Annotated in this window: 23 protein-coding genes and 1 pseudogene; 8 read left to right on the top strand and 16 right to left on the bottom strand. The window is 36.5% G+C overall.

Annotated features, from left to right (window positions below; translation table 11 throughout):
• The 7 genes from TP70_RS08025 to TP70_RS07995 form a co-directional block, all read left to right on the top strand.
• The coding region (locus TP70_RS08025) for an RNA-guided endonuclease TnpB family protein (protein WP_156962267.1) at positions 1 to 283 on the top strand (283 nt) is incomplete at its 5' end.
• A gap of 181 nt (positions 284 to 464) precedes the next feature.
• Positions 465 to 1,106, top strand: coding sequence for a pyroglutamyl-peptidase I (pcp, locus tag TP70_RS08020; protein WP_044360848.1), 642 nt, complete (start codon positions 465 to 467; stop codon positions 1,104 to 1,106).
• Positions 1,107 to 1,429: 323 nt separating this feature from the next.
• A complete protein-coding gene (locus TP70_RS08015) occupies positions 1,430 to 1,942 on the top strand; it encodes a DUF4242 domain-containing protein (RefSeq protein ID WP_044360847.1) in 513 nt (170 codons plus the stop codon).
• Between the two features lie 252 nt (positions 1,943 to 2,194).
• On the top strand, positions 2,195 to 2,935 hold the full coding sequence (locus tag TP70_RS08010; RefSeq protein ID WP_044360845.1) for an ABC transporter ATP-binding protein: 741 nt from the start codon (positions 2,195 to 2,197) through the stop codon (positions 2,933 to 2,935).
• A gap of 13 nt (positions 2,936 to 2,948) precedes the next feature.
• Positions 2,949 to 3,908, top strand: a complete 960-nt coding sequence (locus tag TP70_RS08005) for an ABC transporter substrate-binding protein (protein ID WP_044360843.1) — start codon at positions 2,949 to 2,951, stop codon at positions 3,906 to 3,908.
• A 5-nt stretch (positions 3,909 to 3,913) separates the two neighbouring features.
• Positions 3,914 to 4,675 (top strand): ABC transporter permease, encoded by a 762-nt coding sequence (locus tag TP70_RS08000; protein ID WP_044360841.1) that lies wholly within the window; start codon positions 3,914 to 3,916, stop codon positions 4,673 to 4,675.
• A gap of 14 nt (positions 4,676 to 4,689) precedes the next feature.
• On the top strand, positions 4,690 to 5,733 hold the full coding sequence (locus TP70_RS07995) for an acyl-CoA dehydrogenase family protein (RefSeq protein WP_044360839.1): 1,044 nt from the start codon (positions 4,690 to 4,692) through the stop codon (positions 5,731 to 5,733).
• Positions 5,734 to 5,921: 188 nt separating this feature from the next.
• Here the strand turns inward: TP70_RS07995 and TP70_RS07990 are convergent, their stop codons facing one another.
• Both TP70_RS07990 and TP70_RS07985 read right to left on the bottom strand, forming a co-directional pair.
• The gene (locus TP70_RS07990; protein WP_044360837.1) at positions 5,922 to 6,755 is read right to left on the bottom strand and encodes a CPBP family intramembrane glutamic endopeptidase; all 834 of its coding nucleotides are present in this window, start codon (positions 6,753 to 6,755) and stop codon (positions 5,922 to 5,924) included.
• Between the two features lie 38 nt (positions 6,756 to 6,793).
• The gene (locus tag TP70_RS07985) at positions 6,794 to 7,111 is read right to left on the bottom strand and encodes a helix-turn-helix domain-containing protein (protein WP_044360835.1); all 318 of its coding nucleotides are present in this window, start codon (positions 7,109 to 7,111) and stop codon (positions 6,794 to 6,796) included.
• Positions 7,112 to 7,526: 415 nt separating this feature from the next.
• Here TP70_RS07985 and TP70_RS07980 point away from each other — a divergent pair, with 415 nt between their 5' ends.
• Positions 7,527 to 8,279, top strand: coding sequence for a M48 family metallopeptidase (locus TP70_RS07980; RefSeq protein ID WP_044360834.1), 753 nt, complete (start codon positions 7,527 to 7,529; stop codon positions 8,277 to 8,279).
• Positions 8,280 to 8,422: 143 nt separating this feature from the next.
• Here the strand turns inward: TP70_RS07980 and arcC are convergent, their stop codons facing one another.
• The 14 genes and pseudogenes from arcC to TP70_RS07910 all read right to left on the bottom strand — a co-directional run.
• Positions 8,423 to 9,352, bottom strand: coding sequence for a carbamate kinase (gene arcC / locus TP70_RS07975; protein ID WP_044360833.1), 930 nt, complete (start codon positions 9,350 to 9,352; stop codon positions 8,423 to 8,425).
• A gap of 19 nt (positions 9,353 to 9,371) precedes the next feature.
• Positions 9,372 to 10,370, bottom strand: coding sequence for an ornithine carbamoyltransferase (gene argF, locus TP70_RS07970; RefSeq protein WP_044360832.1), 999 nt, complete (start codon positions 10,368 to 10,370; stop codon positions 9,372 to 9,374).
• Between the two features lie 18 nt (positions 10,371 to 10,388).
• Positions 10,389 to 11,084: a Crp/Fnr family transcriptional regulator gene (locus tag TP70_RS07965; protein WP_044360831.1), complete on the bottom strand. Its 696-nt coding sequence runs from the start codon at positions 11,082 to 11,084 to the stop codon at positions 10,389 to 10,391.
• A 39-nt stretch (positions 11,085 to 11,123) separates the two neighbouring features.
• The gene (arcD, locus tag TP70_RS07960; protein WP_044360829.1) at positions 11,124 to 12,545 is read right to left on the bottom strand and encodes an arginine-ornithine antiporter; all 1,422 of its coding nucleotides are present in this window, start codon (positions 12,543 to 12,545) and stop codon (positions 11,124 to 11,126) included.
• Positions 12,546 to 12,637: 92 nt separating this feature from the next.
• Entirely contained in the window at positions 12,638 to 13,873 is a 1,236-nt protein-coding gene (arcA, locus tag TP70_RS07955) for an arginine deiminase (protein WP_044360825.1), read from the bottom strand.
• A 247-nt stretch (positions 13,874 to 14,120) separates the two neighbouring features.
• Entirely contained in the window at positions 14,121 to 14,588 is a 468-nt protein-coding gene (locus TP70_RS07950; protein ID WP_044360824.1) for an arginine repressor, read from the bottom strand.
• 405 nt (positions 14,589 to 14,993) lie between these two features.
• Positions 14,994 to 15,473 carry a 23S rRNA (pseudouridine(1915)-N(3))-methyltransferase RlmH gene (gene rlmH, locus TP70_RS07945; RefSeq protein ID WP_044360823.1) on the bottom strand — a complete coding sequence of 160 codons (480 nt, stop codon included), beginning with the start codon at positions 15,471 to 15,473 and terminating at the stop codon, positions 14,994 to 14,996.
• A 343-nt stretch (positions 15,474 to 15,816) separates the two neighbouring features.
• On the bottom strand, positions 15,817 to 16,599 hold the full coding sequence (locus tag TP70_RS07940) for an MBL fold metallo-hydrolase (protein ID WP_044360821.1): 783 nt from the start codon (positions 16,597 to 16,599) through the stop codon (positions 15,817 to 15,819).
• A 22-nt stretch (positions 16,600 to 16,621) separates the two neighbouring features.
• Positions 16,622 to 17,401: a two-component system regulatory protein YycI gene (locus tag TP70_RS07935; RefSeq protein WP_044360820.1), complete on the bottom strand. Its 780-nt coding sequence runs from the start codon at positions 17,399 to 17,401 to the stop codon at positions 16,622 to 16,624.
• Positions 17,398 to 18,735, bottom strand: a complete 1,338-nt coding sequence (locus TP70_RS07930; protein WP_044360818.1) for a YycH family regulatory protein — start codon at positions 18,733 to 18,735, stop codon at positions 17,398 to 17,400. The genes TP70_RS07935 and TP70_RS07930 overlap by 4 nt, the downstream gene beginning before the upstream one ends.
• Positions 18,725 to 20,557: a cell wall metabolism sensor histidine kinase WalK gene (gene walK, locus TP70_RS07925; protein ID WP_044360817.1), complete on the bottom strand. Its 1,833-nt coding sequence runs from the start codon at positions 20,555 to 20,557 to the stop codon at positions 18,725 to 18,727. The genes TP70_RS07930 and walK overlap by 11 nt, the downstream gene beginning before the upstream one ends.
• Before the next feature lie 15 nt (positions 20,558 to 20,572).
• The gene (yycF, locus tag TP70_RS07920; RefSeq protein ID WP_044360816.1) at positions 20,573 to 21,274 is read right to left on the bottom strand and encodes a response regulator YycF; all 702 of its coding nucleotides are present in this window, start codon (positions 21,272 to 21,274) and stop codon (positions 20,573 to 20,575) included.
• Positions 21,275 to 21,493: 219 nt separating this feature from the next.
• Positions 21,494 to 21,790: pseudogene (locus tag TP70_RS07915) on the bottom strand (alpha/beta fold hydrolase); the annotation flags it as partial.
• A gap of 205 nt (positions 21,791 to 21,995) precedes the next feature.
• Positions 21,996 to 22,278: RNA-guided endonuclease TnpB family protein (locus TP70_RS07910; RefSeq protein WP_044360815.1), on the bottom strand; the 283-nt coding region annotated here is incomplete at its 5' end.

The following is a 22,278-nucleotide window of genomic DNA, read 5'->3' as shown; positions in this document are numbered from 1 at the left end:
GTTACGTAATCATAAATTGGCAAAAAGTATTTCTGATGTCTCTTGGTCTCGTTTTGTGACGCAATTACAATATAAGGCTGATTGGTACGGACGGAAAATCATTAAGGTAGATAAATGGTTTGCATCTAGTCAAATCTGTTCAAAATGTGGTCATAAAGACGGCAAGAAATCTCTTGAAATCCGAGAATGGACTTGTCCTATTTGTCGTACACATCACGATCGAGATATCAATGCCAGTATAAATATCTTGAACGAAGGTCTAAGAATAATGGCATACGCTTAAGTAGCATCAAGAACCGTAGGAACTACGGGGATAGCTTGGTAAATAAGAGACACCGCTGTTAGTAAAGAAATAAACTAGCAAGTACACTCTATTCCCAAGAAGCTCCCACTTCAAGCGTTAAAAACGCTATGTTTAGCTAAGTGGTGAGTAGTTCACACTATAAAATAAAGGGGACGATACGATGAATATACTCGTAACAGCTTTCGATCCATTTGGCGAAGAACAGACAAATCCAGCTTTAGAAGCCGTGAAATTATTGCCAGAAAAAATAGGTGAACATACTATTACCAAATTAGAAATTCCTACTGTTTTTAATGAATCTGTAGACGTCATTAAGCAGCAACTCAAAATTGAAACATACGATGCTGTACTGGCGATAGGACAAGCAGGTGGTCGATTTACGTTAACACCTGAACGTGTTGGTATTAATATAGATGACGCGCGAATTGCAGATAACAAAGGCAATCAACCTATCGATAAAGTCATTCAACAAAATGGCGCACCTGCCTACTTTTCAAATATGCCAGTGAAGCGCCTCACACAAGCAATCAAGGATGCTGGTGTGCCTGCCTCACTTTCAAACAGTGCAGGAACCTTTGTATGTAATCATGTGTTATATCAACTCGGCTATTTACATGCGACCACTTTTCCTCATATACAGTTCGGGTTTATCCATGTACCATTTATTCCGGAACAAGTGACAAATAAGCCAAATACACCTTCTATGGCATTGGATACGATTGTGAAAGGGTTGGAAGCAGCCATTACAGCATTGTCAGAAGATAACCGTGATGACACGATTGCATTAGGCGAAACACATTAATTGAAATCTCTTAAATACTATTTGATACATTAAGAAGACGACTATGATTCAGAAAACGTAATATCATTCGCAAACCTGCTAAGCACATTTTTACGATCTCCTCTTAGCAGGTTTCGTTTAATGCTTCAATAACACACCAGTCATTCAAACCTTTCTATACATTTATCCCCCTTTCTCTCATACTTATTATTTAACCAACTCGCACAAATTCAACAACCGCCAATCATCCTAATTCAAAAATAATTAAATAATCATTTATATCCTTGTAAACAGATATGAATTATAGTATTATCTAGTCATTACTATTTTAGGGGGTAGTGTTTATGACATTATTTTTACTTGAAGCAACTGATTTAAGTGTCTTTTCAACAAAGGAGGAATTAGAAAAACTGGCAGCCAACTTAACAACGGGAGAATTACCAACACTGATAGAAGTACAAGCTACATCCAATCTGACACATGGCTATTTTATTGTTGAAGCAAACAGCAGTGAGGAAGCTAAGCAATTTTTACAAAACGCCTCAATCAATATCAATCTCGTAAAGGAAGTTCGATTAGTCGGTAAAGAATTAGATGACGTTAAAAAAGGCGATGCACATGTGGATTTTCTCGTTACTTGGAATATTCCTGAAGGCATCACGATGGATCAATACTTGGCACGTAAGAAGAAAAATTCAGTACATTATGAAGAAGTACCTGAAGTACAATTCCAACGTACTTACGTGTGTGAAGACATGTCAAAATGTATCTGTCTATACGATGCACCAGACGAAGAGGCCGTTCGACGTGCACGTAAAGCTGTAGATACGCCAATAGATGGTATCGAAAAATTATAACGCGCCTTATTTTCTGAAAAATCAGATACATTTTGTGAGGGGGAGCGGGACAGAAAGCTCAAATTTACAAAAAGCTTTCGTCGTCCCGCCCCGGCAAGGGTGACTAGAAGTGAAACAAGTTTGTTAAAACGCATTTTCACTTCAGGCACCTACTGCCAATCAGTGCTTTTTCCTGATTATTTAGGATGATTTTCCTTATCTCCTAACCCCTTAAAGTCTAAAACGCAATACGATAAGATTCGAGGTGTTTCAATGATTCACATTAACCATATCCAACATCAATTTGGTAACAATCTTGTTATTAAAGATTTTGAGTTAAAAATAAAAAAAGGTAACATCGTCACATTAGTAGGCAAAAGCGGTTGTGGGAAGTCTACTTTGCTCAATATTATTGGTGGTTTTTTAAAGGCAACTTCAGGCAAAGTGACGATTGACGGTCAAGTTAAAGAAGCCCCATCTCCGGATTGCTTGATGATCTTCCAACACCATAATTTACTTCCGTGGAAAAACATCAATGACAATATACGTCTTGGTTTACCTCATCGTATCAGCGATGAAGAAATAAACACACATTTAAAATTGGTAGATTTAAATGATAAAGGCGCATTATTTCCAGAAGCATTATCAGGTGGTATGAAACAACGTGTTGCACTCTGTCGGGCACAGGTTCATCAACCGAAAGTCATACTGATGGATGAACCTTTAGGCGCATTAGATGCCTTTACACGTTATAAACTTCAAGACCAATTGATACAGTTGAAAGAAAGAACCACCGCAACAATCATTTTAGTGACGCATGATATAGATGAAGCCATTTATTTGTCAGATGACATTATATTGCTCGGAGATGGCTGTGAAATTCTCAGTCAATATCATATAGCACAATCGCATCCTCGTCATCGCAATGACAACCATTTATTAAAAATTAGAAATGACATTATGGAAAAATTTGCATTAAATCATCACTTGGCAGAACCAGAATACTATTTATAAGGAGTTGAAAATATTGAAAAAATTCATTTTGCTCACTTTCATATTCCTTATTATCCTTTCTGGCTGTAACTTGAATACGCAAAAAAATAGCCCCAATCACAAAAATGAAAAACAAACGATAAAGATTGGCTACTTGCCCATCACACATTCAGCCAATTTGATGATGACAAAAGAAATCCAACAAAACAGGGAGAATGCGCATTATAACCTGAAATTAGTACGCTTTAATAATTGGCCGGATCTGATGGATGCTTTGAACAGTGGCAAAATCGATGGTGCCTCTACACTTATTGAACTGGCAATGAAATCAAAACAAAAAGGGTCAGATATTAAAGCGGTCGCTTTGGGTCATCATGAAGGTAACGTTGTTATGGGGAAAAAAGGAGAAGATTTGTCAGATTTTCACGAACATGAAACCTATCATTTTGGGATACCCCATCGTTATTCAACACATTATTTATTATTAGATGAAATGCGACAACAACTGAAACTCAGTTCAGACACTTTCAGTTATCACGAAATGCCTCCAGCTGAAATGCCTGCTGCACTCAATGAAGGTAGCATCTCTGGGTATTCTGTAGCGGAACCATTTGGCGCACTTGGTGAAAAATTAGGAAGCGGTCATACTTTGTTACATGGCAGTGACATCATACCAGATGCGTATTGTTGCGTACTCGTACTTAGAAGTGACCTCATCAATCAACATCAGACAGTTACTCAAGATTTTATGTCAGATTATAAAAAAGCTGGTTTCCAAATGGCGGATAAAGCTAAAAGTTTAGATGTTATGGACAAATACTTTAAACAAGATAGAAAAGTTTTATCACAATCAGCTGAATGGACGTCTTACGGTAACTTAACAATTGATAAAAAAGGTTATAACAAAATTAAAAAATTGGTAGACGAGAAAAAGCTTTTTAAAGCACCGACTTATAAAGATTTTGTTGATCCTACGTTGTATAAGGAGAGATAAATGAAATGACAGTTAACATGATTAAAAAATGGTCCTTACCAATTCTTACTTTTATTGTTTTTCTAGTAATATGGCAATTCGTAATCATCCTTGGTCACTATCAGCCAGTTCTTTTACCCGGTCCATCTTTAGTATTAAAAAGTATATGGCACTTCATTATCACTGGGGAGATATTCACACACTTAGGTATTAGCTTGTATCGCTTTATTGTAGGTTTTGTATTAGCCATTATTCTTGGCGTACCTGTCGGCTTTTTATTAGGTCGTAGTCACGCATTATTTCATGCTATAGAGCCATTATTTCAATTAATAAGACCTATCTCTCCTATCGCATGGTCGCCATTTGTCGTTTTATGGTTTGGTATTGGTAGCTTACCTGCCATTACCATTATATTTATCGCCGCATTTTTTCCGATTGCTTTTAATACAATCAAAGGTATTACGCATATTGAACCGCAATACTTAAAAATTGCATCTAATTTAAACGTAAAAGACTGGTCATTGTACAGAAATATTCTATTCCCTGGTGCCTTCAAACATATTATGGGTGGCATACATATGGCAGTCGGTACAAGTTGGATTTTCTTAGTATCTGGTGAAATGATCGGCGCACAATCGGGACTCGGTTTCCTTATTGTAGATTCACGCAATATGTTAAATCTGGAAGACGTTTTAGCCGCTATATTCTTTATCGGACTATTCGGGTTCTTAATCGATCGGTTCATTAGCTACTTTGAACAATTAATCTTAACACGCTTTGGTGAATAAAGGAGTTGAATTTTATGCGTTTAAACACACATATTGAAGACAAACTAAAACCATATTTAATAGAAATTGATGCGGGGTCCTATTATCCAAAAGACTTTATTAGTACTTTGTTTAAAGAAGGTTATTTCAAAGAAGATGACATCAAAGGCAACTCAGAAGTTATAGAAAAAGTATCCGCGTCTTGCCTGACCACTGGTTTCTGCTTATGGTGCCAACTGGCGTTTTCTACTTACTTAAAAAATGCGGAAGCGCCCTATTTCAATCAACATCTACAACAGCAATTGTTATCCGGTGAAATTTTAGGTGCTACTGGATTATCGAATCCAATGAAGTCACTGAATGATTTAGAGACGTTCAATCTGTCTCATCACTATGATGAAAAGCAACAGCTCATTGTGAATGGTAGACTGCCCGCAGTGAGTAATATTGGCTCTGATCATTATTTTGGTGCGATTTCTAAGCATACATCATCCGGTGAACTTGTCATGTTTATCGTTCAAGCCAACCAAACTGGTATCACAATGAAGGAAATGTCTAACTTTTTAGGTGTTAACGGTTCAGCAACATTTTCGATTGAACTGCATAACGTCCTAATACCAGCAGAACACATTATTACACACGACGCAAAGGCATTTGCAACACAAATACGACCACAATTTGTCGCATTACAGATTCCAATCGCATTAGGTGCAATTCGTGCATCGCTTGATTTAATCCACCAATTCTCTCATGCACAAAACGGTATTAATCGATATCTGGAATATGATGTGCAAGCATTTGAAAATCAATACAATCACATTAGGCAGCATTTTTATGATGTATTAGATGAAGCGGAATTACAGAATCACTTTGAGACACTGATTGCACTAAAAAAAGCAGCTGGCTATTTGTTGCTTGACGTGAATCAAGCATCAATGGTTAATGGTGGTTCAAAAGCATATGCCTATCAATCACCACAAGCACGTAAATTGAAAGAAGGCTTTTTCTTTGCGGCATTAACACCGACGTTAAGACACCTCGGTAAACTACAAGAAGAATTAAAAGCAGGCAATGACTAGTCACAGGCAAGATGTCAATACGTTTATAAGTGTAGGCAAATCGCATTAAATTTTAGTATTACTAAGTGGCACTTGAAAAAAACGAGTGCTACTTTTTTAATATGCGACACACTATGAAATAGATAGTTTATTCAAAGTAAAACTGCCTTAATATCTCATATAACATGGCAAATCAAGACAGCCTTTATTTAAACTTTTAATGATTTACGCTTCTGTGAAAATAATAAAATGAAAATAACGAGTACATAGCCTCCCATAGCAATAAGAGAAGCATCCATGCCATACGCGCCTCCAGTGATCCACACATTTTGTGTTTGGATTATGTATTGGAAAAGACTAGCATCTACTTTATCAGGCGTTACAGTAAAAATGCCTGATAAGTTCCAACATGCATGCAAAACAACACTTGCCCAAATCGAATTGAATTGATATGTGGCAATCGCATACATCATACCTGCAAGAAAGCCAGCAACAATTAATAAATATAAATCAATACCTTCTAGTTTACCGTTAAAAATATGAACGACACTGAATAAAAAGGAAGTCAACATAATCGCAAAGACAATATTCGTTTTTTCTTCTACATATTTTAAAAGAATACCTCTAAAAACAATTTCTTCAACAATCGGTGCAACAATACCTGAAATAAAAATTACGGACAGTAACAATTCAATATAGGCTTTGTTAGAATCTAATTGCGTTATCACGAATTGACCAGGTATCAACATAACGTATAATAGATTTACAATAATAGGCAGAAGAATACCTAAAATTAAGTAACATGAATCAATTCTAATGCTTGTTACTCGATAATCGGTTAATTCTCGTTTTAAACCTTTATTAACAAGTAATTTGACTGCAAGAACTGCAACAACCAGATTTGTTAAACCATGTAATACATACTCTAAACCTTGCCAATTAAAGACATGCCATAAAATCCCTAAGTTCTGTGCAAAGACTGAGATGATAAATAATAAAACAATCATGCCTACTATTTTTAATATATTTACGACTATATTCATGTCAAAGCTCCTTAAAATTTATTAAGAAGACGATGCTACTACGCAAAAATCTGTCCTAACGTACCACAGATAATGAATACAATAATCAGAATAAGCCACCATTTCTTATCAGCAAAATCCCAAAAATTCATATGTACGGAGTCATTTGAAGTTTTAGACTGCCCTCCGTTTACCAACGTATCAAGACTTACCCCAAATAGTGTTGCTAATGCATTCAACATTTGAAGATTTGGTTCTAAAACACCTTGTTCCCATTTTGAAACCGATTGACGTGTTGTATTTAACTTTTCTGCTAAATCCTCTTGAGTCAGTCCCGCTTCTTTTCGATACTTTCTAATCTGTGCACTAAGCTCCATACAGCATCCTCCTCTCAATAAACATATCAAAATCACATGTCATATTCTGCCTACAATATGGATCATCGTGTCACTCATTTCGATCGTTATGTCCTATCTGTTTCAGTTTTTTGAATTCAATTCTTTACCGTGTAACTTTTGAATTACGTTCTCTTTTAAATATCTTATAAGCGTTACCTTAATGAGCAACCTTGACTTAAGAACCCTCATTACACTAACATTATATATTATTAGTGTTTTTATACTATTTCCATAATTAATATAAGCATGAATTTATTATACTTCTTAAATAGCTAAGAGGTAGTAATTGTAATAGCGTATGATCCCTTATCTCTTGTTGAACTGATGACGCTTATTATAGCCGATGGTTCAGTGTAACACCCATTTTATAACTAAATTAAAGGATTTGATCTATATGAGAATCATTTCATTATTACTTTTAGTGATTGCTATATTATTCAAAACCAGTATTTTGAATCACCCATTGATAAGTAACAATTTAATACGCTATTTTTTCGCATTTTCTTTAGGATTATTTGTATATGCTTATTTAAAACCGCATGTTGATTTATTTTTTGCCAACAAGCAAGCATTAACTACTGAATTTATAGAAAAGACTATTCCTGAATTAACAAATAAAAATGTATATCTGTATTCTGCAGACATGCCGTTTAAACCTAATGCATTTGCTATTAAAAAGAAGAAACCTTCCATCTTCATAGATCGTTCGTTAATTAATCAGCTTTCTACAAATGAACTTAGGTTCGTTTTATTGCATGAATACAGCCATCTAAAAGATAATGATTCACTTAAAATGCATTTAGCATCCTTATCTGCCTTTGCGCTGGTTCCCTTTGCTTTTTTCATAATAATACCTATCATCAAGTTGCCTAGCGATGCCTTACCTTTAACTATGGTCATTATATTATTGGTTTCTATATACTTTTTAGGGCTGATGCTTAACTTTAAATATAAAAGAAACATCGAACTGAAGTGTGATCGTTGTGCGTCAAATTACGTTGACGACTCTGATATAAAAAGTGTATTTCAAAAACTTATTGATTTAAATATATTCAATCATAAAAAAAGAAGTGCTTTATCAAGCCACCCCAGTTTAGATGAGCGTCTCGATAATTTAAATATAAGCATTGAAGATGCAGACCTTTAATTAATTTGGCAAAAAGGTTAAAACACATTTCATATAAAATATATCATCACGAAATTCAAGCCATTAAAAAAGTAGTGAAGTGACCTACCGACGTAGATTGCTTCACTACTTATTTTATTATGTTCTATTCATAACATTTAATGTTAGTTTTTAATAACTGTACCGACTTTACCATCGAGTGCGTCACCTAAATTGGCAAGAGAAGTGATTAGGACACTGCCTTCAGGTTTTTTCTCGAGAAATTGTAGTGCTGCTTCGACTTTTGGAAGCATACTTCCTTTCGCAAATTGACCATCAGCGATATGTTGTTTTATTTCATCGACAGTGACTGCTTCAAGTGCTTTCTGATTATCTTTGCCATAATTAATATACACGTAATCGACAGCTGTTAAAATAATGAGTTGATCAGATTGTAAATGCGCGGCTAATAAAGCACTTGTTTTATCTTTATCAATGACTGCATCAACGCCTTTATACTGCTCGTCTTCTTTTACAACTGGAATGCCACCGCCACCAGCTGCGATAACTAATGTTCCGCGTGTAATTAATGTTTCAATACTGTCTAGTTCAACGATATTGATAGGTTGTGGTGAAGGGACGACACGACGATAACCACGCCCAGCATCTTCAACAAACGTATAGCCTTTTTCTTGCATTGTTTGATCTGCTTGTTCTTTTGTATAAAACAAGCCAATTGGTTTCGTTGGATTGTTAAAGGCTGGGTCATCCGCTGCAACTTCAACTTGCGTCACTAACGTCACAACTTCTTTGTCTATGCCTCTTGAATGCAGTTCATTTTGTAGGCTTTCTTGCATTTGATAGCCAATATACGCTTGACTCATCGCCCCACATTCAGGAAATGGAAATGGGGGACCTTGTTTATGCTCAGCTGCATAGTTTAAGCCTAAGTTAATGCTTCCGACTTGTGGCCCATTACCATGACTTACTACGACTTCATGCCCTTTATCGATTAAGCTGACTAATGATTGCGCTGTTCCTTTCAATAAATCCAATTGTTCTGTTGGCGATTGCCCTAAAGCGTTACCACCTAAAGCTACAACAATTTTTGACATCTGTAGGTCCTCCTTTCCGCTATTCGCCTAGTGTTGCGACCATAACAGCTTTAATAGTATGTGCTCTATTTTCTGCTTCTTGGAAAACAACTGATTGTTCACTTTCAAATACTTCATTGGTTACTTCCATTTCAGTCAAACCATATTTTTCTTGAATTTGTTTACCAATTGTTGTTTCCGTATCATGGAATGATGGTAAACAATGTTCAAAGATTGTATTTGGATTTCCTGTTTTTTCCATAAGTTCTTTAGTCACACGGTATGGTTCTAACAATTTAATACGTTGTTCCCAAACTTCGTCAGGTTCGCCCATAGAGACCCAAACATCTGTATAAATAACGTCAGAACCTTTTACGCCTTCATCAATATTGTCTGTTACGAGAATTTCACCGCCGTTTTTTGCGGCAATCTCTTTGCATCGACTTAATAAGTCGTCTGTTGGATTTAATGCTTTTGGACAAACAAGATGGAACGTCATACCCATAATTGCGGCACCTTGCATTAAAGCATTGGCTACATTGTTACGTCCGTCTCCAACGTATGTGAAGTGCATGTCATGATACGGTTTGTTCAAAACTTCTTTAGCTGTCAAAAAGTCAGCGAGTACTTGTGTTGGGTGGTCTTCATCTGTTAAACCATTCCATACTGGCACACCTGAATATTCTGCTAAGTCTTCTACCACGCGTTGTGAGAAACCACGGTATTCAATACCGTCATACATGCCACCTAATACACGCGCTGTATCTTTGGTAGATTCTTTTTTACCCATTTGTGAACCAGTTGGACCAAGGTAAGTGACATGTGCGCCTTGATCGTGCGCTGCTGTTTCAAATGCACATCGTGTACGTGTTGAGTCTTTTTCAAAAATAAGCGCAATATTTTTGCCTTTCAATGTTTGTTGTTCTATACCTGCATATTTTGCACGTTTGAGATCTTCAGCTAAATCAAGTAAAAATTTCATTTCATTTTGTGAGAAGTCTAATAATGTTAAAAAGTGTCTATTTCTTAAGTTTTTCATATTTTAATCTCCTTTTTGTTAGAAAGATTTTTTGACAATCCAAGTTTTTTTATCTTGAAAGATCATGCCTTTTTCTTTTAATTCTTTAACGATTTCTCCGGTAGTTCTTCGAGAAAGTCCGGACAAATCACTTAATAATTGAACAGTCATAATCTGTTTAATTTCATAAAATTCTCCATTATCTTCGCCTATTGTGAGACATATCAGTTTTAGTATTTGTTCAAGTCGCTCTTTGGCTGAGCTTGTTCTTAACGCCATACTATATTCAACTTGAAATTGAATTGTCTCATTTAGTTTTGTAAAAAGACTTTGGAAAATACGCTCATGCTTGCTACATAAATATTCAAGTAATTCTGTCGGGAAAGTCATGACCTTACAATCTGTCAATGCTTCACAAACTTCATAAGATGATGACGTTTCACTAAACAAACGGTTCATTGGGAATAAAGTTTCTTCTTTATTTAGTCTTAAATAATTGTCCCCATTTACATTAGAGGTTTCATGTAAGACGCACCCATTCACCAGAAAATATACTGACTTGATTTGATTGGTTGAATAATATATCACTTGCCCTTTTTTATATTGATACAGTGTTAATTTATCTTTATACGGTTTAATAATACTAACAGGAATATTTAAGTATGATGCTAGTTGTCTAACATTACTGTCAAACCCATTATCTGAGTTTTTAATGTAAACTTTTTCTTTGTACATAACTATAAACCCCTCAAAATGATTGGATTAAATCATAACTTAAAATACAGAAATATTACCTGTAAGCAAACGAATCGTTCCAATTATTGCCAGTACAATAATCACTATAAATAATGTATAATCCAATTTTGTTAAACGTTTCTTATTATCCCGTTGCACATAACTATATACAAACAATCCTGGTATATATAAGAGCATCGTTAATAATAAGTAATCTAACCCAGCTGCATATACTAACCAAATTGTATAAATAGAGGCAACAATACCTATTACCCACTGCTTTAAGTTCGCTTTATTCTTATGTTGGGCAGTATATTTCACTTGATAAAATGCGCTGAGTGTATATGGAATTAAAATTGCACTTGAAGCAAGTGAAAATGCAAATTGATAAGCACTGTCTGTAAAAAGCATACTGATTAAAAATATTTGCACTAAAATATTTGTAATAATCAATGCATTAATCGGTGCTTTATTTTTATTTTCTTTAGCAAACCATTTAGGGAAAAGACCGTCTTTAGCTACGATGAATGGCAATTCACCGGCTAACAACGTCCATCCAAGCCAAGCACCTAACACAGAGATAATTAACCCTATGTTGACAAGTATGGAACCCCAATGACCTACAATATGTTCTAATATTTGCGCCATTGATGGACTCGCAAGTTTTGAAATTTCACTTTGTTGAATCACACCTTGTGCTAATACAGTCATTAGGAAATAAATGATGAGTACTGAAACTAAACCGATAACCGTAGCTGTTCCAACATCTTTCTTGGATTTTGCACGTCCTGAAAAGACAACAGCGCCTTCAATACCCGTGAATACCCAGACGGTTACTAGCATCGTACTTTTAACCTGTGACATTGTGTCACCCCAACTAAATACACCTACACTTCCACTAGCCATGCCGTAAAAGCCAGATTTAAAAGTGTCAAAGTTAAACACGACGATCATACAAATAATGACTAGAAATATAGGAATCAACTTAGCTACAGTCACAATGCTGTTTATAAATGCGGCAGTCTCTACACCTCTAAGAATAAGAAAGTGCACGCCCCACAGTAAAAATGACGCTACGATAATACTTGGTAGTGTATTGCCGCCCTTAAATATTGGGAAAAAGTTCCCAACAGCTGACATGAGTAATGTTGCATAGGCTACATTCCCAAGAAATGCGGCAAACCAATAGCCCCAAGCACTTGAGAAGCCAATAAAGTCACCAAATCCTGTTTGTGCATAACTATAAATCCCACCATCAAGGTCTGGTCGCTCGTTAGTTAAGTTTTGAAACACAAAGGCAAGAGAAATCATTCCAATGGCGGTAATTATCCAGCCAATAATAATAGCTAGTCCACCAGCTTGGCCACCCATATCCGAAATAATATTGAATGCACCACCACCAATCATAGAGCCTATGACTAGACCAATTAAGGAAGTTTTACCTAGCTTTTTTTCGTTCATATTAATCTCCCCTAAAAGTGACGGTAAAAATCTTGTCATTGATCGTAATGAATGCGCTGACTATGACTTTTACCACCACTAATCATTTTTAATTAAAGGTCTTCTCTAACGAGTGGTTGACTCATGCATCTTGGGCCCCCACGTCCACGTACAAGTTCACTACCAGTAATTTCAATTACTTTAATGCCTTTGTCACGTAATAGTTGGTTAGATACATAGTTGCGGTCATAAGTCACAACAACTCCTGGACGGATACACAATGTGTTTGAACCATCGTTCCACTGTTCACGTGCACCATCAATGACGTCACCATTACCTGTTGGAATAAATTCAACTTTTTCTAAACCTAACACTTCAGCAAGTGTTTCACGTAGCTTACTAGAACGTGTGATTTTAATATCGCCTTTATGCGTGTCTGGTTCTATCGTAAAGATATTCATGTTATTTTCTTCTTTAAAAATTGCTGCATGCACCGTAAACTTATCATAGTCAATCATCGTTAACACCGTATCTAAATGCATAAATGTACGTGTGTTCGGTATCTCAATAGCAACAATTTTTTTAAAAGTTGTCGTCGGATCTTTAAAAATATTACGTGCTAATTTCTCGATTGCTTGCGCTGATGTTCGCTCTGATATACCAATCGCTAATACTTCTTTAGAGAGTATTAATTCATCGCCACCTTCAATGTTGAATGGCGAATTACGATCTAACCATACTGGCACATCTTCATTTTTAAAACGTGGATGATGTTTTAAAATATATGTCATAAAAATGGATTCTCTGCGACGTGCTCTCCAAAACATTCTGTTGATTGTCATCCCTCTACCTACAGAAGCTTGTGGGTCTCTTGTAAAATAAAGGTTTGGCATTGGGTCTAAGTAAAATGGATATCTATCGTCCATATACTCTACCAAGTGTGTTGTTTCAAGTTGAATCTCTTCTTTTCGTACGCCAGCCATAATTTTATTAACCAAATCTTGATCTGACAGTTTAGAAAAGTATTCTTTGAGTTCTGTTTCGTGACCTAGTATCGTTTTTTGAGATTCTGCTAAAATATCATCGATAAACTGTTCACGAACGTCTGGTTCAGAAATTGCTTCGGCTGCAAGTTTTTCTAGATACACGACTTCGATTCCTTCATCTCTTAAAGTTTGAGCAAAGTTATCATGCTCTTCTTGTGCAACTTTTAAATAAGGAATATCATCGAATAGTAAACCACTTAGATGATTAGGCACTAGATTTTCTAATTCTTTCCCAGGTCTTTTTAACAACACTGTTTTCAACTTTCCAATCTCACTGTTAACTTGAATGGGTCCTTGTACCATTTCTAATTCCTCCTTCGCTTTATTACACCGTCATTATAAAGCGCTTTCAAAGAACTAAGTGAGACGTATTTCACGAACAAAATGTTAAGCATTTCACATACTTAAGCGTATTCAATACAAAAAAGTGTCTAAATATACATTTTATCCTTATAAACTAGAGAATCATTTATACATTTATCTTTATTAAGCTTTGATTTGTAGAATAAAAAGTTTTTTATTCGTTTTTTTGCATTAGTAATCAGTCGTGTTAATTTTGGGTTTCTACCGCTGTATGAAATAATTGATAATAAACATATTGCGCCATCTCGCTAGATGCTGTTAAAACCATGAGTGCATCATTGCCGCCTATCGTTCCTATGATTTCTTTTATCTGCAATTGATCTATATAATAGCCGATACTTTGGGCAAATCCCGGCGATGTTTTTATCAATACATAATTTTTTATAATCGTAATCTTAAGGATTTCATCTCTGTATGCTTCTAAATGCTTTCTAGCATCTAATTGCTTGTTTTTATTCATTTTCTTATAAATATACTTATTGTTCTCAACAGGAATTTTGTAAACATCTAATTCTTGTAAGTCACGTGATATCGTAGTTAAGCTATAATAAACGCCAAAATGTCTCATCATGTAATCTACTATTTGTTGTTTTTTATTAAAATTATTTTCCTGTATGGCTGTTAATATAAGATCTAAACGTTTCTCTTTTTTCATTTTGATTAACCCCTTTACTAACTTAATTTTGAATCGTTTTCGTATATTGATTAAGTGAATATGTGTTAAAAAATGATATGTTTCAGTAGATTGGAATTTGGGACTATAAACGAGGATGATTCAGAAGGTGGCACAATGCATCATAATTTCCGTCAAATTATGAATGCAAAACATTATAGGTACATTGGAAAGACGAACGCTCATGAATTTGACTGTATCAGACAAGGGAATTTCTTCTATGTGACGGACCCGTTTACCCTCGAAATGATTCCGAGCAATTCTCGCTACAACTATTTCACAAAATAAAAATTCTTTCAATGAAAAAATTTTGAAAAAAAAGTGAAGTTACCTAAAATCTTAGATAACTTCACGACTCAAACACTTAGTTTATGTACAAAAAACACATTATTTATGATAACTTTCTCCACGCATAATTTTAAATGCTCGATACACTTGTTCTAACAAAATGACACGCATCATTTGGTGTGGAAAAGTCATTTTACTGAACGATAACGCATAATCGCTACGTTGCATGACGTCCTGATGCAGCCCGTTTGAGCCACCAATCACAAACGTAAAGTCACTCGTGCCTCTTGTCATACGCTGTTGCAGTTCTTGTGCTAAACCTTCCGAACTCAACATTTTCCCTTGTATTTCTAATGTGATGACTGTGGATTGCGGTTTGATTTTTGCTAGAATACGTTGCCCTTCTTTGTATTTCACTTGCTCTATTTCTTTATCACTCATTGTTTCTGGTGCTTTTTCATCTGGCACTTCAATAACGTCCATTTTCGTATAAGCACCTAAACGTTTTTCATATTCTGCCATAGCTTGTTTCCAATATTTTTCTTTTAACTTTCCAACTGCAATGACTGTAATTTTCATAACAATCTCCTTTGTGAATATAATATAAGTTATCCACATGTTATTAACTTTTCAACACGTACATTTCGTTTTATACACTATATGCACTTGCTATCATCGTGAAAAACCACGCATTCTGTGGATAACTCTGTGTATATGTGTATAACTTTGTTGGTAACCACTTTATTAACATGTGGATAGTGATGTTAACTGCGTATGTTGTGCACAGCTTTGGGGATAACTCAATGTATACACTGCACATTTATTCATTCTATTTTGATGTCTCTACTATACAACAAAAAAAGCCATGAATGTACACGTTCTAACGTAGGAATGTGTGTCATTCATGACCTTTCTTTTCATTTTAAAGTGTATAAATCGGCGTTGCTTGTTCTTTATCTGTATCACACAGCTTTACTTCATTCACCGGATCAATGTCGTGTTCTTGCAAGATTTGACCGACACTCATGCGTGCTAAGTCTTTCATATTGTTGTCTTGTGATAAATGTGAAAGATAAATACGTTTCGTTTGCCCTGTAATGACGTCTCTCATCGCATGTGCGGCGTCTTCATTAGAAACGTGTCCCATATCACTTAAAATACGTTGTTTCGTCTTCCATGGGTAACGTCCCATTCTTAACATATCCACATCATGGTTACTTTCGAATACAAAGGCATCACTACCTCGAATCATCCCTTTCATACGATCTGATACGTAGCCTGTATCTGTAATCAGCGTCAGTTTCTTATAATCGTTATGGAAGATATAAAATTGCGGATCAATCGCATCATGTGACACGCTGAATGATTCAATATCAAAGCCTGCAATGGACTTTGTTTCATATGGATTAAAAATAAATTTCTGTTCGCTTGGAATTTTGCTGTCTTTTTTCTCAATACATGACCATGTTTTTTCATTCGCATAAATCGGCAAACCATATTTACGCGCAATGACACCAAGTCCTTTAATATGATCGATATGTTCATGTGTTACGAGAATACCGTTCAAATTTTCAATTTTGCGGTCTATTTGTTCAAATAAGCCTTCCATTTTTTTGCCGGTCAGCCCGACATCGACAAGTAGACTGCCTTTATCATTTTCTATATAAGTGGCGTTACCTGTACTACCACTTGCGAGTACGCTCATTCGTATCAAGTGACCACCCTTTCTACTGTTCTATAATTTTCGGATTGGCTGATACTGCCTCAACATAATATGTTTTCGTTTCTTTGCCTTGCTTCACTTGTATTTCCCAGTTTGCTTGAAGCACTTGTAAATTCGTTTCTTTCACGACGGTATAATAGCCTAATCGTAAGTTCAATACTTCATCGCCATCTTTAAGATATTGGTTGTAATAAAGTGCTTCTAATGCCTCATGTGCACTCATGACTTTATGCCGTTTATTATTCGCACCTTTAGACGGCCGGATGTCTTGCATCGCTGACTGTTTGTACGATTTTACACGATTATCACTGACTAAAAATGTTAGTGCTGCGCGTTCGTTATTCATAATTGGAAAGTCTTCATATGTTTGCTCATAACGAATTTCATTATCTTTCGTTTCATAATATTGATATTCATTACCTTTGTAAACGTTACTGTTAATATACGGCTTAAGATGAGAAATCGGATCTACTTTAACATCGACTGTTTCTTCTACTTCTTTATTCAGAACGTAGCCATCATCGCTTTGCGTCAGGTCACTCCGATTTTCAGCTTCTTCTTCAAAGTTGCGTGAGCGTGCTGTAATTAACTGCATCTTTACTTTACTAACATCTGGCATATTTTTCGGTAACTTAATATTTTCTTGTTCAAAATTCACACCATTATCGTTAGAGGACGGATTGACTTTAGACTTATTGTACTTATCAATATACACGTAGACAAGGCATACATTAATTAGGAAAAATACGATAATGAATAGTGTTTGTGCACGTTTCCAGTTCATTGCTCAATCAACTCCCCATCATCATATTCATACCATGTCCCTGCATGTTTAATATACCAAGTCGGTTCAAACTGACTGTTCTCTTGAATTTCCAAGCGATCGTCTGGTCCCTTTTGAGATACCATGCGATAGCCTACAACCAATTGTTCGACCTTGCGAAAGTCGATTGTGTTGTTACTTGCTAAAGACGCACGGACGTCTTCTAACGCCGGTAATTTCTTCGGTTTCTTTCCATTGTCTATCGTGACATTCGTCTTCAACAGCCCTCGACTATATTCATAAATGCCACGTTCTCCCCAACTCACATGAATCTGATTAAGTTGGTTTGGATAAAAAATAGGGCGTCCGTTTAGAAACATCTGATACGTAATCAGTCCTTGTTGATCGTTCGATTGGAACAGTCGGAAGTCATCTGTAAAACCACCGTGTTCATTAATATAATCAAACGTTCTCGGTATACTAATATTCATATCTCGCGTACTATGTTCGTCTTCAGAAAGGTTCGTATAATGATACGTCTTCTTATCCGCGTCATAGTTGACAACGCCTGTATTATTGTTGTAAATCGTGTTCCCACTCTTTGTCGTACGCACAATCGGTGTATCATCAAACAAAATCGCATTCAAATCTTCCACATTAATATGATTAAAAATCGTACGATATGTTTTAAGATTTTGCGGTTCTTTTTGCGCATAGATGTATGTTGCCTTATTAATCGTGTCTTCGTTCGTTGAAATATTCATATACGGTCGCATGGCTGTTTTTAATGGTTTCAATTGTTGTTTCACATTCTCTCCCTTGACTGATGTCATCATTTTCACACTGCGATGACGTTCACTGTCAATGGCGTATAGCACAAGATGATCTGTCGCATCAATATCGTAAAGTAGTCGGTCGAATTTAAATTGACTTGGCACTTTCGCTTGTACATCTAGCGTATCACTTAAATACATTGAGAGCGGGATGTCTGTCGGGTAGTCTAAAACGAGAAAGTGATCGCTCAAATCTCGCAACATTAACGATTGATCATTTTCAATATACACGACTTTCTTAATATGCTGCTTGTTGAAGACGTCTGTCAGATGATTCACTTCAGACGTTGCAGGCATGCCTTCTACCATCGTCCCATTTACATCAACTAACTGAAACGGAGCAATGACTTGATTAATCTCCGCCTCAAAACTCGGACCAATCGCTTTATTAACCTCTTTCGTCGGTTCGTTATCGACATTGGCTACATCTGGCGAGAAGTCCCATATTAACACAGTTAGAATAATACTTGATAATACCAATGCGCCTAAAGTAATAGATTTGACGAGTTCTTTAATTCTCATCCCAATCACCATCTTCTAACGCTTCGCATGGTAATGTGATGAAAATAGACGTCCCTTGACCTTCCACACTATTCGCCCATATGCGACCACGATGCGCTTCGACAATCTCTTTTGAAATGGCGAGACCGAGTCCTGTACCACCCATTTTACGTGTTCGCGCCTTATCAACACGGAAAAAGCGATCAAATATTTTATCGACCTTATTTACTGGTATACCAATCCCATTGTCCTTAATGCGCACCGTCATTCGCTGATGCACCGGGTTATGTTTCACATGGAACTCTACCCGCTTCTCGCCACGCGAATATTTCATCGCATTCGTAATAACATTATCGAACACTTGCGTCATTTTATCGGGATCAATTTCTGTGAAAATCGTCTCTCGTGGAATGTCACGCACGAATACCGTATCCTTCGCTGACATCTCGTGACGATTAATAATCTTATTGATGAACATATTGAAGTCCACAATCTCTTTCGTAATTTGTTCAGACTTGTTATCCATCTTAGACAAGTGTAAAAGATCGTTGACCAATCGAATCATACGTTCTGTCTCTTCACGTGTCACTGACAAAAATTGTGGTGCGATTGTCTCGTCTTGCCACGCCCCTTGCTCTAACGCCTCGATATAGCTGTTCATAGACGTTAGTGGCGTGCGCAATTCATGCGACACATTGGCTACGAATTCGCGTCGTTCACGTTCGATTTGTTGCTGCTCTGTAACGTCATGTAACACCGCGATATAACCGTTCACAAATCCTGTGTTCTGCACAATCGTACTAAAGTTCAAACGTGCGATAATGCCATCTTCTTCGTTAATATCAAGCAACAAGCTGTCATTGTTTTCGTTGAGTTCTTCTAAACTCAACTCGTCATTCAAATCCAGCACGTCAAAGATAAATTCTCCTTCAACGTCTTCCTTTGACTTGCCAAGCATCTTGAGCGCCATATCGTTAATAATCTTAATACGTCCACGTCTGTCCGTCGCAATAACGCCATCACTCATATGTCGGATAACAGAGTCCAGACGTCGCTTCTCACTTTCCGTATTCGCTTGTGCCTCTTGCACACGTTTTGACAAGTTGTTAAAAGCGAGGGCAAGTTCCCCGATTTCGTCATTCCCGTAAATTTTCACACGTTGCGTATAGTTCCCTTTAGACATCTCGACCGTTTGGTTTCGCATATCCGTAATCGGTTTTGTAATCGTACGCGCAATGAAAAATCCTAAAATAACCGTAATCAACAGTGAAATCCCTGTTCCGACAATAAATATTTGGTTAATATCGCTCAATTGGTCATACACTTGGTTAATATTTGATTCAATGTAGATATTTCCAATCAGCCCTTTACTCGTCATCACTGGCATGTTTTTAATCCACACGCGCTGTTTACCCTCACCATAGTCTTTCAACACGACTTCCGAGTTGGCTTGACGAAGCGACAACGCCTTTTGAATAGCACTATTATTCGCTTTTTGATTGATGAGATGGCGATTCGACTGCTTAGACGTCGCAACGATGATTTGGTCTGTATCAATAAAACGGATTTCAATCATTTCATTGCGATTGGCATACTCATTCAACAAGTTTTGAATTTCTTTTTGCGTATTTGTCGTATTGCTACCTTCTGCATAAATTTTTTCAATACTCAGTTCGATTTGCTTCGCATTTTGTGAAATATTCGTTTTAAACGTCTCGGTCATTTCCTTTTCAAGACTGTTCGTAAAGTACAATCCGATAATCTGCATCCCGATAATAATCAACAGGACATAAACAATAACCAGTTTTGTGTGAAGGGATTGAAATTGTTTTAACCACTTCATAAATGCAACTTCCTTCTATTCATGATGTTGTAGGAAGTATCCCACACCTCGACGTGTCACAATATAATCTGGATGTGATGGATCATCTTCAATTTTTTCACGCAAACGACGAATGGTTACATCGACCGTACGTACATCACCGAAGTAATCATAGCCCCATACTGTTTGAAGCAAGTGTTCACGTGTCATCACTTGTCCCATATGCTTAGAAAGGTAATGGAACAACTCGAATTCACGATGTGTCAGATCAATAGATTCACCACGTTTTTTAATCGAATAAGCATCTGGATACACAACAATATCTTTAATCGCTATTTCATTCGCTTGTTGGCTGTTGTCTACACTTGGTTGTGCATGATGACGACGCAAGTTTGCTTTAACACGTGCAATCAGCTCACGCGTACTAAACGGTTTTGTTACATAGTCATCTGCACCCAGTTCAAGTCCTAATACTTTATCAATCTCTGAATCTTTCGCAGTCAACATAATAATCGGCATGTCGAACTTTTTACGCACCTCACGGCAGACTTCCATACCGTCTCGACCTGGTAACATAATATCGAGCAACACAATATCTGGTTCTTGTGCATAGATTAACTCCACTGCATCGTCACCGTCATACGCTACAAATACGTCGTAACCTTCTTTTTTCAAATTAAACTCAAGTATATCTGCAATGGGTTTTTCATCGTCTACTACAACTACTTTTTTCGCCATAAAGCAAGACCTCATTTCTTCTTTAATGCAACGCTATGCCAATTGTGATTTGGCATACTCCTATACCTTATAATGTATCACTTCTATAATATGAATTCTATCCTTTTACTTTTTCGTTTCCAATGCCCACTTAAGAAAATCATATAGAAACGTCTACCTATTATAAAAAACTGGATATACCCATCACTTTCAATGAATACATCCAGCTATTTGTAACGACTATTTTGATTTTAAAAATTCAACAACCGCCTGACAAAATTGTTCTGGCACTTGGAATAATGAACCGTGTCCTGCATTTGGATAAATAATCAGTTCTGAATTTGCGATATGTTGTGCTAATACATGTGTATTTTCCGTCGGCACCATTTTATCATTGTCCCCATTGACGATAAGTGTCGGCATTTGTATGTGCGCCATCAAATCTTCATCCGCCTGTCCCCATCGTTTTATCGCATTCAACTGGCGATGATAGCCGTAAAGGTCCATACTTTTATCTTTCGTTGCCGTTCTTTCTTTAAGTCGATTTAAAAATTGTGTTGCTTTCGCTCGACCGACTTCATCTTGAGTGAACTACTCACCACTTAGCTAAACATAGAGTTTTTAACACTTGAAGTGGGAGCTTCTTGGGAATAGAGCGTACTTGCTAGTTTATTTCTTCACTAACAGCGGTGTCTCTTATTTACCAAGCTATCCCCGTAGTTCCTACGGTTCTTGATGCTACTTAAGCGAATGCCATGATTCTTAGACCTTCTGTCAATATATTTCTACTAGCGTTGATATCTCGATCGTGATGTGTACTACAAATAGGACAAGTCCATTCGCGGATTTCAAGAGACTTCTTGCCGTCTTTATAACCACATTTTGAACAGATTTGACTAGATGCAAACCATTGATCTACCTTAATGATTTTCCGTCCGTACCAATCAGCCTTATATTGTAATTGCGTCACAAAACGAGACCAAGAGACATCAGAAATACTTTTTGCCAATTTATGATTACGTAAC

Source organism: Staphylococcus microti (assembly GCF_000934465.1).
Classification (GTDB): Bacteria; Bacillota; Bacilli; order Staphylococcales; family Staphylococcaceae; genus Staphylococcus; species Staphylococcus microti.
This window is presented reverse-complemented; position numbering and strand designations above follow the sequence as displayed.

What these genes read in the sequence shown, in the direction of transcription:
- pcp (WP_044360848.1), top strand. Translation starts at nt 465, where the DNA reads ATGAATATACTCGTAACAGCTTTCGATCCATTTGGCGAAGAACAGACA.
- TP70_RS08015 (WP_044360847.1), top strand. Translation starts at nt 1,430, where the DNA reads ATGACATTATTTTTACTTGAAGCAACTGATTTAAGTGTCTTTTCAACA.
- TP70_RS08010 (WP_044360845.1), top strand. Translation starts at nt 2,195, where the DNA reads ATGATTCACATTAACCATATCCAACATCAATTTGGTAACAATCTTGTT.
- TP70_RS08000 (WP_044360841.1), top strand. Translation starts at nt 3,914, where the DNA reads ATGACAGTTAACATGATTAAAAAATGGTCCTTACCAATTCTTACTTTT.
- TP70_RS07995 (WP_044360839.1), top strand. Translation starts at nt 4,690, where the DNA reads ATGCGTTTAAACACACATATTGAAGACAAACTAAAACCATATTTAATA.
- TP70_RS07990 (WP_044360837.1), bottom strand. Translation starts at nt 6,755, where the DNA reads ATGAATATAGTCGTAAATATATTAAAAATAGTAGGCATGATTGTTTTA.
- TP70_RS07985 (WP_044360835.1), bottom strand. Translation starts at nt 7,111, where the DNA reads ATGGAGCTTAGTGCACAGATTAGAAAGTATCGAAAAGAAGCGGGACTG.
- TP70_RS07980 (WP_044360834.1), top strand. Translation starts at nt 7,527, where the DNA reads ATGAGAATCATTTCATTATTACTTTTAGTGATTGCTATATTATTCAAA.
- arcC (WP_044360833.1), bottom strand. Translation starts at nt 9,352, where the DNA reads ATGTCAAAAATTGTTGTAGCTTTAGGTGGTAACGCTTTAGGGCAATCG.
- argF (WP_044360832.1), bottom strand. Translation starts at nt 10,370, where the DNA reads ATGAAAAACTTAAGAAATAGACACTTTTTAACATTATTAGACTTCTCA.
- TP70_RS07965 (WP_044360831.1), bottom strand. Translation starts at nt 11,084, where the DNA reads ATGTACAAAGAAAAAGTTTACATTAAAAACTCAGATAATGGGTTTGAC.
- arcD (WP_044360829.1), bottom strand. Translation starts at nt 12,545, where the DNA reads ATGAACGAAAAAAAGCTAGGTAAAACTTCCTTAATTGGTCTAGTCATA.
- arcA (WP_044360825.1), bottom strand. Translation starts at nt 13,873, where the DNA reads ATGGTACAAGGACCCATTCAAGTTAACAGTGAGATTGGAAAGTTGAAA.
- TP70_RS07950 (WP_044360824.1), bottom strand. Translation starts at nt 14,588, where the DNA reads ATGAAAAAAGAGAAACGTTTAGATCTTATATTAACAGCCATACAGGAA.
- rlmH (WP_044360823.1), bottom strand. Translation starts at nt 15,473, where the DNA reads ATGAAAATTACAGTCATTGCAGTTGGAAAGTTAAAAGAAAAATATTGG.
- TP70_RS07940 (WP_044360821.1), bottom strand. Translation starts at nt 16,599, where the DNA reads ATGAGCGTACTCGCAAGTGGTAGTACAGGTAACGCCACTTATATAGAA.
- TP70_RS07935 (WP_044360820.1), bottom strand. Translation starts at nt 17,401, where the DNA reads ATGAACTGGAAACGTGCACAAACACTATTCATTATCGTATTTTTCCTA.
- TP70_RS07930 (WP_044360818.1), bottom strand. Translation starts at nt 18,735, where the DNA reads ATGAGAATTAAAGAACTCGTCAAATCTATTACTTTAGGCGCATTGGTA.
- walK (WP_044360817.1), bottom strand. Translation starts at nt 20,557, where the DNA reads ATGAAGTGGTTAAAACAATTTCAATCCCTTCACACAAAACTGGTTATT.
- yycF (WP_044360816.1), bottom strand. Translation starts at nt 21,274, where the DNA reads ATGGCGAAAAAAGTAGTTGTAGTAGACGATGAAAAACCCATTGCAGAT.